Annotated in this window: 20 protein-coding genes; 15 read left to right on the forward strand and 5 right to left on the reverse strand. The window is 69.0% G+C overall.

Annotated features, from left to right (window positions below; all coding sequences use genetic code 11):
• Nucleotides 1-58: 58 nt before the first annotated feature.
• From N787_RS05715 to N787_RS05765, 12 genes are all read left to right on the forward strand, one after another.
• Nucleotides 59-526: an RDD family protein gene (locus N787_RS05715; protein ID WP_034211605.1), complete on the forward strand. Its 468-nt coding sequence runs from the start codon at nt 59-61 to the stop codon at nt 524-526.
• A 53-nt stretch (nt 527-579) separates the two neighbouring features.
• A complete protein-coding gene (locus N787_RS14650; protein ID WP_156968916.1) occupies nt 580-897 on the forward strand; it encodes a DUF2695 domain-containing protein in 318 nt (105 codons plus the stop codon).
• Between the two features lie 59 nt (nt 898-956).
• Nucleotides 957-1,619, forward strand: coding sequence for a suppressor of fused domain protein (locus tag N787_RS05720; RefSeq protein ID WP_034211566.1), 663 nt, complete (start codon nt 957-959; stop codon nt 1,617-1,619).
• A gap of 102 nt (nt 1,620-1,721) precedes the next feature.
• On the forward strand, nt 1,722-2,156 hold the full coding sequence (locus N787_RS05725; RefSeq protein ID WP_034211568.1) for a hypothetical protein: 435 nt from the start codon (nt 1,722-1,724) through the stop codon (nt 2,154-2,156).
• An 85-nt stretch (nt 2,157-2,241) separates the two neighbouring features.
• Nucleotides 2,242-2,592, forward strand: a complete 351-nt coding sequence (locus N787_RS05730) for a hypothetical protein (RefSeq protein ID WP_156968917.1) — start codon at nt 2,242-2,244, stop codon at nt 2,590-2,592.
• Nucleotides 2,593-2,819: 227 nt separating this feature from the next.
• Nucleotides 2,820-3,194 (forward strand): GNAT family N-acetyltransferase, encoded by a 375-nt coding sequence (locus tag N787_RS05735; protein ID WP_169742287.1) that lies wholly within the window; start codon nt 2,820-2,822, stop codon nt 3,192-3,194.
• Nucleotides 3,194-3,601, forward strand: a complete 408-nt coding sequence (locus tag N787_RS05740) for a hypothetical protein (protein WP_156968918.1) — start codon at nt 3,194-3,196, stop codon at nt 3,599-3,601. Before N787_RS05735 ends, N787_RS05740 begins: the two co-directional genes overlap by 1 nt.
• Nucleotides 3,602-3,728: 127 nt before the next feature.
• Nucleotides 3,729-4,199 (forward strand): hypothetical protein, encoded by a 471-nt coding sequence (locus N787_RS05745; protein WP_156968919.1) that lies wholly within the window; start codon nt 3,729-3,731, stop codon nt 4,197-4,199.
• The gene (locus tag N787_RS05750) at nt 4,196-4,498 is read left to right on the forward strand and encodes a DUF3817 domain-containing protein (protein WP_211252137.1); all 303 of its coding nucleotides are present in this window, start codon (nt 4,196-4,198) and stop codon (nt 4,496-4,498) included. Before N787_RS05745 ends, N787_RS05750 begins: the two co-directional genes overlap by 4 nt.
• A gap of 58 nt (nt 4,499-4,556) precedes the next feature.
• Nucleotides 4,557-4,868 carry a DUF5076 domain-containing protein gene (locus N787_RS05755; protein WP_034211575.1) on the forward strand — a complete coding sequence of 104 codons (312 nt, stop codon included), beginning with the start codon at nt 4,557-4,559 and terminating at the stop codon, nt 4,866-4,868.
• 8 nt (nt 4,869-4,876) lie between these two features.
• The gene (locus N787_RS05760; RefSeq protein ID WP_034211576.1) at nt 4,877-5,158 is read left to right on the forward strand and encodes a hypothetical protein; all 282 of its coding nucleotides are present in this window, start codon (nt 4,877-4,879) and stop codon (nt 5,156-5,158) included.
• 1 nt (nt 5,159) lies between these two features.
• Complete coding sequence (locus N787_RS05765) at nt 5,160-5,831, forward strand: class I SAM-dependent methyltransferase (RefSeq protein ID WP_034211577.1); 672 nt, start codon at nt 5,160-5,162, stop codon at nt 5,829-5,831.
• Here the strand turns inward: N787_RS05765 and N787_RS05770 are convergent, their stop codons facing one another.
• The 3 genes from N787_RS05770 to gpmI form a co-directional block, all read right to left on the reverse strand.
• A complete protein-coding gene (locus N787_RS05770; protein WP_084590659.1) occupies nt 5,832-7,118 on the reverse strand; it encodes a S41 family peptidase in 1,287 nt (428 codons plus the stop codon).
• An 89-nt stretch (nt 7,119-7,207) separates the two neighbouring features.
• Nucleotides 7,208-8,368 carry a murein hydrolase activator EnvC family protein gene (locus N787_RS05775; protein WP_052575183.1) on the reverse strand — a complete coding sequence of 387 codons (1,161 nt, stop codon included), beginning with the start codon at nt 8,366-8,368 and terminating at the stop codon, nt 7,208-7,210.
• Nucleotides 8,365-9,909: a 2,3-bisphosphoglycerate-independent phosphoglycerate mutase gene (gene gpmI / locus N787_RS05780; protein ID WP_034211579.1), complete on the reverse strand. Its 1,545-nt coding sequence runs from the start codon at nt 9,907-9,909 to the stop codon at nt 8,365-8,367. Before gpmI ends, N787_RS05775 begins: the two co-directional genes overlap by 4 nt.
• Nucleotides 9,910-10,043: 134 nt before the next feature.
• On the opposite strand from gpmI, the gene N787_RS05785 reads away from it, so the two are divergent.
• The 3 genes from N787_RS05785 to N787_RS05795 all read left to right on the forward strand — a co-directional run bounded on the left by N787_RS05785 (nt 10,044) and on the right by N787_RS05795 (nt 13,621).
• The gene (locus N787_RS05785; protein WP_034211581.1) at nt 10,044-10,769 is read left to right on the forward strand and encodes a DUF4097 family beta strand repeat-containing protein; all 726 of its coding nucleotides are present in this window, start codon (nt 10,044-10,046) and stop codon (nt 10,767-10,769) included.
• 113 nt (nt 10,770-10,882) lie between these two features.
• Nucleotides 10,883-12,616 (forward strand): M28 family metallopeptidase, encoded by a 1,734-nt coding sequence (locus N787_RS05790; protein WP_034211583.1) that lies wholly within the window; start codon nt 10,883-10,885, stop codon nt 12,614-12,616.
• A gap of 189 nt (nt 12,617-12,805) precedes the next feature.
• The gene (locus N787_RS05795; protein WP_052575184.1) at nt 12,806-13,621 is read left to right on the forward strand and encodes a TraB/GumN family protein; all 816 of its coding nucleotides are present in this window, start codon (nt 12,806-12,808) and stop codon (nt 13,619-13,621) included.
• Between the two features lies 1 nt (nt 13,622).
• On the opposite strand, the gene N787_RS05800 is transcribed toward N787_RS05795, so the two are convergent.
• Both N787_RS05800 and N787_RS05805 read right to left on the reverse strand, forming a co-directional pair.
• Nucleotides 13,623-14,132, reverse strand: coding sequence for a DUF1993 domain-containing protein (locus N787_RS05800; RefSeq protein WP_034211585.1), 510 nt, complete (start codon nt 14,130-14,132; stop codon nt 13,623-13,625).
• Between the two features lie 73 nt (nt 14,133-14,205).
• Nucleotides 14,206-15,648, reverse strand: a complete 1,443-nt coding sequence (locus N787_RS05805) for an alpha/beta hydrolase (RefSeq protein ID WP_052575185.1) — start codon at nt 15,646-15,648, stop codon at nt 14,206-14,208.
• Between the last annotated feature and the right edge of the window lie 136 nt (nt 15,649-15,784).

Genomic DNA, 15,784 nt, shown 5'->3' on the forward strand with positions numbered 1-15,784 from the left:
CTCCCCTCAGTTGGGAGAAGAACCTTTAATATGGCCCAATGTTCCCATGGAGAGCTCCATGCAAGAGACCGAACTTGAGTACGTCGGCTTCTGGCCGCGCGTGGGCGCAACCATCATTGACGCGATCATCCTGACAGTCATTACTGCTCCGCCGCTCATTGCCATCTACGGCCCGGGCTACTTCACTGACGCAAATCGACCGTTCATTTCCGGGCTGGCTGATTTCGCTATTTCCTGGGTCTTTCCCGCTGTCGCCGTCATTTTGTTCTGGCTTTACAAGCAAGCGACCCCAGGCAAAATGGCGCTCTCTGCCAGGGTCGTGGATGCGACAACCGGCAACACGCTGACCGTTGGCCAATCAATCGTTAGGTATGTCGCGTACTTCATCGCATCGCTCCCCCTGTTTATTGGCGTCATCTGGGTTGCTTTTGACCCTCGCAAGCAAGGCTGGCATGACAAACTTGCCGGCACCGTCGTCGTTCGGCCAAAGCAGCATGGTCCTTACCCGGTAAAATTCGATAACTAACCAGGCATTCAAGCCGACGCTTGCGGCGCGGCATAACCAGGGCGGCAGGCGCAATGGGCAGACCCGGCGAGTCTGAGAGGAAAGCCAAACTGAAGGCGTGGCGCGAAGGTGAGCGCCAGAAAGCTCGAGCGCTGTATCCGCTCACGGAGCTGCGGCTCGGGGAGTTCTTTTCGGCGCTTGAGGTCTTGCGGTCCGGGCACGGATGCTTCCACGACCTTCGCCATTCGCTCCGCGTGATCCAGGCAATGGGCCTGACGGAAAGCGAGACGAATTCCCTGCTGAATTGGTGCAATGAACACGGCGGCTACTGTGATTGCGAAATTGCGGCCAACACGTTCATGCACTGGCACGAAACACGGGCTGGCGCCTGACCACTCATTCCGGCCGACGCCCTGGGCGCGGTCCAACTCAACGCATTGGATTTATCGGCATGGCTGAGTCGCATGATCTGGAGTCTGTTTGGGAGCTTCGGGAGGAGATCCTCTACCCGGCGATTTTTGGCCCTCACGGCCGGGGCATATTCGTCCTGTCCCAAAGCGACTTCGCCTCCTTCGGCGCCGATTCAATCGACCCTCGGTGGCTGCACCTGGGGGTTTTCGAGTTTGCACCGACCGAGCAGCGTCGTACCTGGCTCTACGTCACATCGGGCGGCTCTACGCCGTGGGAGCAGGAGCCCGCCGAGTACTCCCCGGACGCCGAGTCCTGGCTCGGGGTCGAGTTCCTTATCGAATCAACCGTCCAGGGAGACTGGGCCATCCGGCTTCTCTGCCGCTTGTTTGCCCTGCATGTCCTGGCTGAGCATGGGCGCTTCGGGGACCGGCGAGGCCTGAACTTTGGTTCGAGGGTTCCGGTCGGCGCCCCGATCGACGGCGAGGGCTCCGCGCTCACCTGCGTGGTTACCGTGCCACCCTCCTGCGTTGCGCCTTCCCAATGCCTGCCGTCGGGGACCTTCGAGTTTCGCCAGCTCGTGGGCGTGACCGCATCCGAGGCTGCATTTGCGAAGCAGCACGGGTATGGGGCACTCATGGAGAGGCTTGGCCGGGCGAACGTTGGGAGCGTGACCGACCCCGGCCGCGCCGAAGTCGAGGTGTAACCTAAGCCAGTGTCCTGGCGGGTCCGCGGGACCAGATTCGAATCCACCGGTTGCTGCCGGCCGAAGGCCGGCCGACCCAGCGCCAGGCACAAGGAGAGCTTCGTGATTCCCTACAGATCGCTGATTCTGACCGCCCTGTTCTTCATCTCGACGGGCGCGGTTGCCCAGGAAGCAAACTCGCAGGCCCTGGTCGAGCGTGGCGCGGATGCCTATGTCGCCGACGGTCCCGAAGCGGCGATCAAGGTATGGATCGCCGGCAGCGGACTGGAAGGCAACACGCAAGCCCTGACGCAGGCGAACATGCTCAGGCAGATCGAGGACTATTACGGCAAGCCCCAGGGCATCGACATCATCAAGCGATCCCGGATTTCGCCACGGTCCGAGATCATCTACTTCGCGGTCAACTACGCGAAGGGCATTGCCTACGGTCGGTTCCAGGCCTATCGCAAGACGGATGGCCAATGGATCTCCACCGAGTTCCGGTTCCATACGCAGGCCAATGAGATCCTTCCGCCGGCCGTGCTTTACGGCGACTAATCCCCGCCGATCGATCCAGGCCGACTTGTTCGGTGCGGGTTGACTGAGGCGGCAGATCCCTGGCAAGAAAAACAAAGGGGCGCACATGGGAACCCTGGCAGCGGCAACGTTTGCAATTGCGTTCATCCCGCTTGCGGTTGTCGCTGCAAGAAAGCTTTACCCAAGGTCCAACCCGGCTACAGACAACCCCTTGGTGCTGCTTGCCGGCGGACTGTTTCTGTTCGCCATCGGTGCCGTAGTCGCCTATTCGCAATTGTCCTGGCTCGATGCGGGCATCCTGGACTTCAAGTTCAGGCGCAGCGGCCACATTTACGCAGACGCCGCGACAGAGCCGGTCGAGTTCTGGTTCGTGATACTGGTCTTTTATGCAGGCGCGGTGCTGACTTCCGGCGCAGGGCTTGTTGGCATTGGCCACTGCTTCAAGGGGAAGCAGTAGCGAGCCCCGGCCCCCGCAGTAGCGGGGACATCCGTGGAAACACCTGCGCCAAGCGAGTTACCTTCCTGCGCAACGGTCGTTTTTCCAGGCATCAGGCCCCGTGAAATCCATCGCCCGGACCGCGAATGAATAGCCAGGAACCAGAGCCAGGCCCCGCCTCGAACCTCTCGCTTCGCCCCGCCCTCCCGGGTGAACTGGCTCTTTCCGAGTCGCTCAGCCGGGACAGCATGGCCAGCTATCGCGCCACCCGCGGCGTGGCCTGGGACACCGAGCGGTTTCGCCAGAGCTGGCACGAGTTTGAGAACCTGGCCATCGTCCAGGGCCCGCAGTGCCGCGGCTTCCTCCGGCTGATGCCCGAGGGCGAGGCGCTCGCGATCCGCGACCTGCAGGTCGATCCCGCGTTCCGCGGGAGGGGCATCGGCTCATGGGCCATCCTCCAGGCGATGCAGATGGCGTCGTCGCGCGGGTATCGTTTCGTCAGGCTGCGGGTTTTCCCGGAGAATCCCGCGATGGCGCTCTACGCGAGGCTCGGTTTCGAAGTGGATCATGTGAAGGATTCGGTCGTGCACATGCGCTATCCGGTGCCCGAGCGGACCGCCTAGTGGCCACCCCCATGCCAGGCGCCCTCCCGATCTCCTCGCTCGCATTCGTCGTCCTCGCGCTCACCGCGCTGTATCTGCTTGTGCTGGGCGCATGCGCGCTGCTTCGTCCCGCCATGGCGCGCGGCTTCCTGCTGGGCCACGCCAGCTCCGCCCGTCTGCATTACCTGGAACTGGCGCTGCGCCTGCTGGTGGGCGCCGCGCTGCTGGTCCGCGCCCCCGCGATGCCGTGGCCGCAGGCCTTCACGGTCGCGGGCGGGGTCCTGGTGGGCACCACGCTGGTGCCGTGGCGCAGGCACCAGGCCTTTGCGCGGCGCACGGTGCCGCAGGCGCTGCGGTTCCTGCCGATGCTGGGCGTGGCGTCGTTGGGGTTGGGCGCCGGGCTGCTCTACGCGATCGTCGCGGGCTGAAGCCATCGGCCTGCGAATTTTTCGCAGTTGCCGCCGGAAGCGTGGAATCGCTGCATCGCGGCTTGCGGCATCGGCGCTGATCGTCGTAAGTTGCCGTTCGTCCCCCGTCCGCAGGAACCCCCACGTGATGAAAGTGATGCCCTTTGCGCCGCGCCAGCGACTGGCCACGGCCCTGGTTGCCGCCTCGATGCTGTTCTCCGCCGCCGCGTCCGCGCAAGAGTCCCAGATCACCGTGCCGGACACCTCGGGCGCAACCCTCACGACCCGCGGCGTGGTGGCGTCCTCGGACGACAAGCCGGGCAAGGGCCGCATCCCGGCCTTCGTCTGCCTGCACACCACCCTGACCGACCAGGGCCACACGCGGCAGACCACGGTGATCCGCAAGTCGGGCAACCCCACCGCCGATCGCCAGGCCCAGCGCGTGATGCAGCGGATGAAGATCCAGGACCAGGAAGGCGTGCCGCACGTCGAGCGTGAGATCCGCGTGCTGGTGAAGGTCTATGAATCCGGCGCGTTCGCCTACCAGTTCTTCGAGATGAACGAGCAGGTGCCTGAGATCTGCGCGGCGCCGCCGTGGGAGCGCAAGCGCGAGCCGTGAGTACGCTCCTGCTCAAGGCCTTCCGGGCACTCAGCGTGCTCGAAGGCCTGTCCCTGATCACGCTGCTGTTCATCGCCATGCCGGCCAAGTACCAGTTCGGCCACGACTTCGTGTGGCCGGTGGGCATGGCGCACGGCGTGCTGTGGCTGGCCTACGTGGTGATGTCGCTGGCGGTGAGCCACGTGCGGCGCTGGTCGGTGGGCCTCTGGCTGCTGGCGCTGCTGTGTTCGGTGGTGCCGTTCGGCTTCCTGTGGGTGGATGCCCGGCTGCGGCGCGAACTGGCGCAGCCCGCGGGGTAACGCGGCGGGCTTCGCCGGTAGTACGCTTGGCGCTCCTGCCCTTCGGAGCCGATGCGCCATGAAACCCCTGGTCGTTCCCCCCGCCGCCCAGCGCGACGAGAAATCCGTGCAGCTTCTGAGCGCATGGGCCGCCGAGCGCGGCCTGCACTGCTCGCTCAACGTGGGCAAATGGCACGAGAGCGGCCGCGACGAAGCCGCGGGCTGGGGCATCCTGCTTTCCGACGTGGCGCGCCACATCGCCAACGCCATGCAGCAGCAGTACGGCGTGGCGCCGGCCGACACGATCGCCGGCATCCGCCGCGCCTTCGACCGCGAGTTCGCGGCGCCCACCTCCGAGGTGGAAGGCAACTTCCATCCCGGCCACTCCTGAGGCGCGCCATGACAAACCAAACGACGAATCCCTCGCGCCACCACGTCTTCGCCTCGGGCAGCACCGGCCTGGTGCTGGTGGCGCTGGCGCTGGTCATCCATCCGGCCTTCTTCATCCCGGCGCTGGTGGCGTTTTCGCTGCCGCTGCTCAAGCAGCCGGGGCAGCGCAGCTGGGGCTGGGCCGGGCTGGTGTTCGCCCTGGTCGCGACCCAGGTCGTGATCGGCTACACGCTCGGCAAGGATGCCGCCCTGCGCGACAACGCCGCCGCGGAAAGCCGCCAGGCCGACTGACGTGCCGCGCGAGCGCCTGGTCCGCAGCTGGTTCGGGAATGCCGAGGCCTGGACCCGGGCGGTTCGCGACGGGCTGATCGAAAGCCGGCGGCTGGCGACCGACCAGGCCGTGGTCGAAGCATTGCTGGAAACGGCGCCTGCGCGCGTGCTCGACGTGGGCTGCGGCGAGGGCTGGCTGTGCCGCACGCTCAGCGCGCGCGGCATCGAGGCGGTGGGCATCGATGTGTCGCGGCCGCTGGTGGATGCGGCGCGCGCGGCGGGCGGCGGGCGCTTCGAGGCGATGGCCTACGAAGACCTGGCGGAAGCGGCGCCGGCGCTGGGCCACTTCGACGCGGTGGCCTGCAATTTCGCGCTGCTGGACGAAGACCTGGCGCCCTTGCTGCAGGCGGTGCACGGCCTGCTGGCACCCGGCGGCCGGCTCGTGGTGCAAACCGTGCACCCCTGGGGCGCCTGCGGCGACGAGCCCTATCGCGATGGCTGGCGGCTCGAAACCTTCGAAGGCTTCGGCGCGCAGGTCTTCCCCGAGGCGATGCCCTGGTATTTCCGCACGCTGGCGTCCTGGCACGCGGCGCTCGCGGCGGCGGGCTTCAGGCTGGTGGCGCTGCGCGAGCCCAGCCATCCGGACACCGGGCGGCCGCTGTCGCTGCTGATGGTGTGCGTTTCCGCCGGCTGATCAGTGCTTGCTGGCGTCGGGGCGCGCCGCGCTCCAGCGCATCGGCAGCTTGAGGCGGGCCAGGGCCTTGGCGATGGCCTCGTCGCCGGCGATCACTTCACCCATCGCGAAGCCGTCGCCGGTTTCCTGGTCGCCGCGCAGGTGGCCCGGCAGGTCCTGTTCGCGCAGGTCGCGGCTGGTTTCGCCGCGGATCACTTCGTCGGGGCGGATGCCGCGGGCCTGGATCGAGCGGCCGCGCGGCGTGTAGTAGCGCGCAGTGGTGAGCTTGATCGAATCGCCGTTTTCCAGCGGCACCACGGTCTGCACCGAGCCCTTGCCGAAGGTGCGGCTGCCCATCAGCAGCGCGCGGCGGTGGTCGCGCAGGGCGCCGGCCAGCACTTCGGCGGCGCTGGCGGTGCCGGCGTCCACCAGCACGACCACGGGCGCGCCCTTGAGCAGGTCGCCGGGCTTGGCGTGGAAGCTGGCGTTGGAATACACGAGGCGGCCCTTGGTGCGCACGATCAGGCCTTCGTCTAGGAAGGCGTCGGCGGCTTCGACCGCGGCGTTGAGCAGGCCGCCGGGATTGCTGCGCAGGTCGAGCACCAGGCCGGCCAACTGGCCGCCTTCCGCCTGCGCGTTGAGCGCACGCAGCTGGCGCAGCACCTGCGGGCCGGTGTCGGTCTGGAAGTTGGCGATGCGCAGGTAGCCGTAGCCGGGCTCGAGCACGCGGCTGCTGACGCTGGTGATGCGGATGGTTTCGCGGGTGATCACCAGGTCGCGCGGCGCGGGCTCGCCCATGCGCAGGTAGGTGACGGTGACCTGGCTGCCCTCGGGGCCGCGCAGCTCGCGGCTGGCGGCGTCGGCGCCCTCGGAGGCCAGCGCCTGGCCGTCGATGGCGATGATGACGTCGCCGGCGCGCAGGCCGGCGCGCTGGGCGGGCGTGCCGTCGATCGGGGCGACCACCAGCAGGCTGCGGTCGGGGCGCTGCTCGATCTCGACGCCGACGCCGGAGTACGCGCCCTCGGTCTGCTCGTCCAGCGCCTCGGCGTCTTCCTTCTCGAGGTAGGCGCTGTGCGGGTCGAGGTCGGCGAGCAGGCCGCGCAGGGCCGCCTTCATCAGGGTCTGGTCGTCGATGGGCTCGACGTAGGCTTCCTTGATGGCGCGGTAGACGGCGACATAGCGCTGGATCTCGTCGAGCGGCATCGCTTCGGGCGCCGCGGCGGGCTCGGCGGGCGCGTCCTCCTGGGCCAGGACGGTCAGGGGAAGCAGCAGGGCCAGCAGGAGGGCGTGGGGGCGCATGGGCCGGATTATGCGCCAGTTCCTTGTAGGAGGGACTTCAGTCCCGAAGCTTCTCGGCGAAGAGCTTCGGGACTGAAGTCCCTCCTACAGGGAGTGCTTTAGGGGCGGAGCCAGGGTTTGGGATCCTGGGGCTGGCCGTTGCGGCGCAGTTCGAAATAGAGGCCGGGGCGGCCCTGGCCGCCGGAGCTGCCGACGGTGGCCAGCGGCTCGCCGCCGCGGACCCAGTCGCCGACGTCCTTGAGCAGGGCGTCGTTGAAGGCGTACAGGCTCATCCAGCCGTCGCCGTGGTCGAGGATGAGCAGCAGGCCGTAGCCCTTTAGCCAGTCCGAATACGCCACGCGGCCGGGGGCGGCGGCGCGGACCTCGGCGCCGGCGGTGCCGGCGATCAGCAGGCCGTCGCTGCTCCGGCCGTCGGGCAGCCGGCCGCCGAAGGCCGTGAGCACGCTGCCGGCCAGCGGGCGGCCGAGCTGGCCGCGGCGGGTGGCGAAGGGGCGGTTGTCGTCGACCTGGCGCGGGATGTCGGCCACGGCGTCCTGCAGCTGTTCGAGCAGCTTGAGCACCGATTTCTCGTCGCGGCCCAGCGTGGCCAGGCGGGCGGCGCGGTCCTTGAAGCGGGCCTCGAGCGCGGCCAGCACGCCGGCGCGTTCGCCGCGCTGGGCTTCGAGGGCGGCCAGTTCGGTCTGCTGCTGCGCGCGCGCGGCTTCGAGGATCTGGCGCTGGTCGGTGATCTGCTGGGCGACGGCGGCCAGTTCGCGCAGCTCGGCCATCAGGCCGCTGATGCGCTGCTGGCGGTCGGCCTGGAAATAGCGGTGGTAGGCCAGCACGCGGGCCAGGTCGCTCATGCGGTCCTGGGCCAGCAGCAGCTTGAGCTGTTCGTGGCGGCCCAGGGCGTAGGCCGAACGCACGAGGGCGGCTAGCGCCTCGCGCTGGTCGGCGAGACCGACTTCGAGTTCGGCCTGGCGGGCCTCGAGCTGCTGCAGCTCGAGCTCCTGGGTGGCGATGCCGGCCTCGGTGCGGCGCAGGGCGCGCACGGCCCCGGACACGGTGGCGTCGGCGGCGCGCAGCTCGCGGGTGGCCTCGCCGCGCTCGGCGTCGACGCTGCGCTGCTCGGCGGTGATCGTCTTGATCTGGGCGCGCAGGGCGTCGAGCCTCCTTTGCGCCTCGGCCTCCTGGCGCGCGCGCTCGGGCGCGCCCTGGGCGAACGCCGCGGGCGCCGCGCACAGCAGCGCGGCGGCGAGCAGGGCGGCGAAGCGGATCAAGCCAGCGTCACCAGCGAGCGACCGGTCATTTCCGGCGGCGGCGTGATGCCCAGCAGGTGCAGCACGGTGGGCGCGAGGTCGCGCAGGGCGCCGCCGGCGCGCAGGCTGGCGGGGCGGCCGACGTAGACCATCGGCACGGGGCCGACGGTGTGCGAGGTGTGCGGTTCGCCGGTGTCCGGGTCGCGCATCATCTCGACGTTGCCGTGGTCGGCGGTGACGATCATCTCGCCGCCCACTTCGCGCAGCGCGCCGCGGATCGCGCCGAGCGCGTCGTCCACCGCCTCGGCGGCCTGGATCGCGGCGGACAGGATGCCGCTGTGGCCAACCATGTCGGGGTTGGCGACGTTGCAGATGATCACGTCGTGCCTGCGCGCGCGGATGTCGTCGGTGAGGCGGGCGGTGAGCTGCGGCAGGTTCATTTCCGGCTGCAGGTCGTAGGTGGCGACCTTGGGCGACGGGATCAGCACGCGGTCCTCGCCTTCGACCTGGGCCTCGCGGCCGCCGCTCATGAAGAAGGTGACGTGGGCGTACTTCTCGGTCTCGGCGATGCGCAGCTGGGTCAGGCCGTGCGCGGCCAGCACTTCGCCGAGCGTGTTGCGCAGGTCCTCGGGACCGTAGGCCACGGGCGCCGGCAGCGAGGCGTCGTACTCGGTGAGGCAGACGAAGCGCGACAGCGCGATCGGACGCGGCTTGGCGAAACCGCTGAACTGCGGCGACACGAACACGCTGGTGAGCTGGCGGGCACGGTCGGCGCGGAAGTTCATGAACACCACGGCGTCGCCGTCGCGCATCGCGCGGCCGCCGCTGATCACGGTGGGCAGCACGAACTCGTCGTTCTCGCCGCGGCCGTAGGCGGCGTGCAGGCCGGTGATGGCATCGGAGGCGGTGTCGTCAGCCTCGGCTTCGGCGATGGCGCGGTAGGCGCGCTCGACGCGGTCCCAGCGCTGGTCGCGGTCCATGGCGTAGTAGCGGCCGCTGATCGTGGCGACGTGGGCGTCGCCGTTGCCGGCGGCGCACACCGCCAGCAGGCGCTCGAGACTGGGTTCGGCCGAGCGCGGCGGGGTGTCGCGGCCGTCGAGGAAGGCGTGCACGGCGATGTCGGCCACGCCTTCGCGGCGGGCCAGTTCGATCATCGCGAACAGGTGTTCCTCGTGGCTGTGCACGCCGCCGGGCGAGAGCAGGCCCATCAGGTGCAGGGCACCGCCGCTGGCCTTGGCTGCGCGGCAGGCGGCCACGAGTTCGGCGTTGGCGAAGAAGCTGCCGTCCTCGATGGCGGCGTCCACGCGGGTCAGGTCCTGGTAGACGATGCGGCCGGCGCCGATGTTCATGTGGCCGACTTCGGAATTGCCCATCTGGCCATCCGGCAGGCCGACGTGCTTGCCCTCGGTGTGGACCAGGGTGTGCGGGCACTCGGCCAGCAGGCGGCGCCAGTTCGGCAGGCGGGCCTGGGCCAGGGCGTTGTCGGCCGGGTCGTCGCGATGGCCCCAGCCGTCGAGGATCAGCAGCAGCAGGGGCTTGGGACGGTTCTGGACGGCGGGCACGGGCGACTCCGGGACGTTAGGCACAGGCAAATTGTAGCCCCGCCGCGCAGGCTGGGCCCGCCCGGCCTTGAACCGGCTCTAAACCCCCGCCGCGGCGGGCGCATCCCAGCAGGGAATCCCCAAGGAGCCACCCCATGCGCGTTCGCACCCTCGTTTCGCTGATCTCCCTTTCCCTGGCCCTGGCCGCCGGCCCGGCGCTGGCCCGGCAGGACGTGGACAAGGTCTTCGGCGGCATCACCGCCCAGGCCAACCAGGAATACGGCTCGCTCAGCTCGGTCAACGGCGGCATCACCGTGCGCGAGGGCGCGAAGGTGGAGAGCGCCGAGACCGTCAATGGCGGCATCACCATCGATGAACGGGCGCGGGTGGGCAGCGCCGAGACCGTGAACGGCGGCATCAGCCTGGGCGAAGGCGCCCGGGCCGGCTCGCTCGAGGCGGTGAACGGCGGCATCCGGCTGGCGAAGGGCGCGCGGGTGGATCGCGACATCGAGGCCGTCAACGGCGGCATCCGGGTCGACGAGCAGGCCGAGGTGGTCGGCGACATCGAGAACGTCAACGGCGCCATCACCCTGCGCGCGGCCCAGGTCGGCGGCGACGTGACCACCACCAACGGCGACATCGTGCTGTCCGGCGGCACCCACATTGACGGCGGCATCCTGGTCGAGAAGCCCACCGGCAACTGGTGGAAGTCGGAAGACAAGCGCGTGCCGCGGATCGTGATCGGCGCCAACTCGGTGGTCGCCGGCTCGCTGGTGTTCGAGCACGAGGTCGAGCTGTTCGTGCACCCCACCGCCAAAACCGGCCCCGTCACCGGCGCCACTGCCCAGGCCTTCACCGACACCCTGCCCGCCCGCGACTGACCCCTGTGGGAGGGACTTCAGTCCCGATGCTTTTGGGCGGAAAGCTATCGGGACTGAAGTCCCTCCCACAAAGTGCTTAGAATCGGGGTTCCCCTTGTGGAGAACCCCTGACGATGAAACGTACCCTGATTTTCGCGGCCGCGGCGCTGGCGCTGGCGGCCTGCAGCAAGGCGCCCGAGCCGGCGGCGGAGACGACGCCGGTGGCCGTCGCGCCGCCCGTCGAGCACGGCTTTGGTCCCGAGATTTCGGCCGAGGACTTCGCGCAGCACGTGAAGGTGCTCTCGTCCGATGAGTTCGGCGGCCGCGCCCCGGGCACCCCGGGCGAACAGATGACCGCCGACTACCTGGTCGCGCAGTTCCAGCGCCTGGGCCTGCAGCCGGGCAACGGCGACAGCTGGTTCCAGGACGTGCCAATGGTCGAGACCACGGCGGACGAAGCCACGTCCACCGCCGCGATCAAGCTCGGCGGCGAAGACCGCCTGCTCGCCTTCGGCACCCAGATGGCGCTCGGCACCCGCACCGCGCAGGCCGAGGTGAAGGTGGACGCCAGCGAGATGGTGTTCGTGGGTTACGGCGTGAACGCGCCGGAAGCCGGCTGGAACGACTACGAAGGCCTGGACGTCAAGGGCAAGACCGTCGTGATGCTGGTCAACGACCCGGGCTACCACGCCGGCAGCGAGGAGCTCTTCGGCGGCAAGAAGATGACCTACTACGGCCGCTGGACCTACAAGTACGAAGAGGCCGCCCGCCAGGGCGCCGCCGCTGCGCTGATCATCCATGACGACAGCGGCGCCGGCTACGGCTGGGACGTGGTGAAGAACAGCTGGTCCGGCGCGCAGTACGACCTGCCCGCCAGCGCCGACCCGGAGCCGCGCCTGCCGATGCAGGGCTGGATCACGGGCGAAGTGGCCACGCAGCTGTTCGCCGACGCCGGCCTGGACCTGGAAGCGATGCGCGCCGCCGCCAACGTGCCGGGCTTCAAGGCCGTCGACCTCGGTGACGCCACGTTCTCGGCCACGCTGAACTCGACGATCAAGGAAAGCTCGTCGCGCAACATCCTGGCCAAGCTGCCCGGCAGCGAGCGGCCGGACGAGGCCATCGTCTACACCGCGCACTGGGACCACCTGGGCGACCACAGCGCCACCCACGGCGGCGACAAGGCCGCGGCGGCGACCGAGGGCGAGGACCACGTCTACAACGGCGCCATCGACAACGCGACCGGCGTGGCCGGCGTGCTCGAGATCGCCGAGGCCTTCACCGTGCAGGACCCGAAGCCGGCGCGCTCGGTGGTGTTCCTGCTAGTGACGCTGGAGGAGTCCGGCCTGCTGGGCTCGAAGTACTACGCGGCCAACCCGGTGATCCCGCTCAAGGACACGGTGGCGGTGGTGAACCTGGACGCGATGAGTGTGGTGGGCCCGACCAAGGACTTCGTGGTCATCGGCCTCGGCAACTCCGAGCTCGACAAGGTGCTCGAGCCGATCGCGACCGCGCAGGGCCGCACCCTGGTGGAAGAGGACGGCGTCGAGAAGGGCTTCTTCTTCCGCTCCGACCACTTCAGCTTCGCCAAGTTCGGCGTGCCGGCGCTGTACGCCAAGGGCGGCATCGACCACGTCGAGAAGGGCGTGGAGTACGGCCGCGAGATCCAGGCGCAGTACCAGGGCGTGGCTTACCACAAGCCGGCCGACGAGTTCGATCCGAACTGGGACCTGCGCGGCGTGGTGCAGGACCTGATGGCGCTCTACGGCGTCGGCCGCGAGCTGGCCGGCAACGAGGCCTGGCCGAACTACGTCGAGGGCAATGCGTTCAAGGCCGCCCGCGATGCGTCGCGGGCCGAAGCCGCGAACTGATCCCTCGCTGCGCTTGGAAACGAAAAGGCCGCCCTCCCGGGCGGCCTTTTTCTTTTTTCCTTTGTGGGAGGGACTTCAGTCCCGATGCTTTTGGACCCACGGCATCGGGACTGAAGTCCCTCCCAAAGGACGCTTGAATTCGCCAGCGTCCACCGCCAGTCCTTGGGCAGGCCCTTCCGGATGAACCCCATGCATCGACTGCTGCTGGCGGCACTCCTCTCGCTGGCAATGATCACCTCCACGCGTGCCGCGCCGCCCGAGGGCGAGCCGCCGGAGACTGCCGCCAAGACCCTGGTCGCCGCCGCCGGCGATGCGCGGCTGCTCCTGCTGGGCGAGATGCACGGCACCCGCGAGATCCCGCGCCTCGTTGCGCACGTGGTCGAGCACTACGCCGCGGAAGGCCCGGTGCTGCTGGGACTGGAGATCCCGGGCTCGGGCCAGCCGCACCTTCGCCGCTACCTGGATTCGGCCGGCACCGACGCCGACCGCGCCGCGCTGCTGGCCACGCCGTTCTGGAACGTGCAGGGCGACCAGCACGACGGGCGCCGCAGCCATGACGTGATCGATCTCATCGAACAGGTGCGCCAGTTGCGCGCTCAAGGCCGTGACGTCAGCCTGCTCGCCTACGACGCCGAGCCGGGCCGACGCATCGACGGGAACCAGCGCGACAGGATCATGGCCGCACGCGTGCGGGCGTCCTTCAACGCCCTGCCCCGCGGCCGGCTGTTGGTGCTGACAGGCAACGTGCACGCCAAGCTGGTCCGTCCCGACGATGCTCCGCCGCAGATGCAGGTGCCCATGGGTCACTGGCTGTCCGACCTGGGACCGTGGTCGGTGGACATCCAGGGCTTCCGCGGCGCGCACTGGGCCTGCATGTTCGGCGGCTGCGGCAAGCGGCTGCAGAATCCGTGGCGCCGGCAATCGGGTCCGCTCAAGGACGACGAGCACCACTATCGCCTGATGCTCGATCGCTTCACCGTGGCGCGCCTCGTGGGCGCGCCGTGAGTCAGTAGCGGCCCATGAAATCGCGCTTGCCGATCTCGATGCCGGCGTGGCGCAGCAGGGCGTAGCTGGTGGTGACGTGGAAGAAGAACTGCGGCAGGCCGTACGCCAAGGCGTAAGCCTGGCCGGTCAGGCGCTTTTCCTTCGGCGTGCCCGGGCGCAGCACGATCTCGCGCGCCTCGGCGCCGTCGAACGCGGCGGCCTCGAGGCCGGCGATGAAGGCCTGGGTGCGGGCGATGCGCGCCTGCAGGTCGTCGAAGCTGGCCTCGTTGTCTTCCCACGCCGGCACCTCGGCCTGCGCCAGCCGCGCCGACACCGACTTGGCGAAATCGCAGGCGATCTGCACCTGGCGGACCAGCGGGAACATGTCCGGGAACAGGCGCAGCTTCAGGTAGGCCTCCGGATCGATCTTGCGCTCGGCGGCGTGCGCCGCGGCCTTGGCCAGCACGTCGGACAAGCCGCCGAGCATCTGCTGGAACACGGGAACGGTGGCGGCGTGCAGGGAAAGCGTCATGGGCGTCTCGCAGTGAATGAGGAAGGTCTGGGAAGAAAAGGGGTCAGAGTAAATATTTGTTTAAAACAAATATTTACTCTGACCCCTTTTCTTCGAGGGTTTCGTCGATGCGGGTGGCCAGGTAGCCGTAGAAGGGATTGCTGTTCAGGCGTAGCAGCTGGTCGGTGCCGACCGACAGGGCGCCGCGTTCGCCGTGCAGGGCCAGGGTGCCGAGGCGGATGCCATAGTCCTCGTCCATCCGCGGCGACAGGCCGTACAGCGGGTCGTCCACGGGGAATGGCAGCGCCACGTGCGAGAGCGAGTACACGTTCGACGGATAGAGGTACACCAGCGGCCGCAGCACGGCCTCGCGCTGGCCGGGCTCGCGCCGGCGCTCGGCGACGTTGGCGGAGTCGGCGTCAACGTTGCCCACCACCGTCAGCCGGTAAGTGAAGGCATCAGCGGGCTGCAGGTCGTCGAGCATCGCGCCCGCGGAGCGCCGCAACATCGGCGCCAGCACGCCCTGCCGGTTGATGTCGAACAGCACCAGCTCGCTGCCGTTGGCCGGCAGCTGGTCGAAGAGGTTGCGCACCACCGCCTCCGTGCTCACCGTGCCGTCGAGCACCGACTGGAAGGCCAGGATCGGCGGCAACCGGTCGCTGCGGCCCGTCGCCCGCAGCTGCAGCAGCTGGGTCTGCACCGCGCCGACCAGCAGCCAGGACTGGCGCACGCCGTTCACCGGGAACGAGTTGTACTTGAACGGATTGAACTCGGGCTGCACGTCCAGCCAGCGCGACTTCTCGAAGTACGGGATCCACGACAGCAGCGGCATCAGCCGCGAGAACGCCGCCAGCCGGCCGATGCCGATCATCGGCGACACCATCACCACGCGGTCGGGCATCGGCAGCCCGGCGCCGTCGCCCTCCTCGGCGCGGTCCATCGTGTACTTCAGCCCCAGCGCCGCGCCGTTCGAGTAACCGACCAGGTGGAAGGGCTTGTCCTCGCCCGCCCGCGCGCGCACTTCTCGCGCAGCCAGCTCCACCGTCGCCAGCCAGTCCATCCACTGCGCGCTGCGCAGGCCCGAGGGCGCGGTGCCGTGGCCCGACAGGCGCGGGATCACCACCACGAAGCCACGCGCCCGGTAGACCTCGGCCAGGTGGCGCAGGCTGTAGGGCGAATCGCTCATGCCGTGCAGCATCAGCACGCCGCCGCGCACCTCGCCTTCGGGCGAGAGCACCTGGCTGCGGTTCCAGTCGATGGTGCCATCGCGCGCGCCCAGCGGGCTCTGCGCCTCGTAGCGGTAGCGGCCGGGCCGCGGCTCGGCAGCGAGATGGGCGTGCAGCTCGTCGAACACCGCCTGCTCCGCACGCAGGTAGGCGGCCCAGTCCATGTCGCGCAGTTCGCCGGCGCCGGGCTCGCTGTCGAAGGACCAGCGGTGCCAGGGCGAAAGGTCGGGCAAGCTGCGCGAACTGAAGGCGCTTCCCAGCACCACGAGGGCCGTGACCACCAACCACGCCAGCAGTACGAACCGCAGCACCCGCCAGCCCGGATGGATCCCCCTGGCGAAGCCGCGGCGCAAGCGCGTCAGCCCTGCCCGCCCATGAGCGCACCGCTGGCCGCCCTGGCGATTGCCTCAGACAGGCCTCCGAACGCTTGCCGGAAAACGGAAACCG

The organism is Arenimonas metalli CF5-1 (assembly GCF_000747155.1).
GTDB classification, from domain to species: domain Bacteria; phylum Pseudomonadota; class Gammaproteobacteria; order Xanthomonadales; family Xanthomonadaceae; genus Arenimonas; species Arenimonas metalli.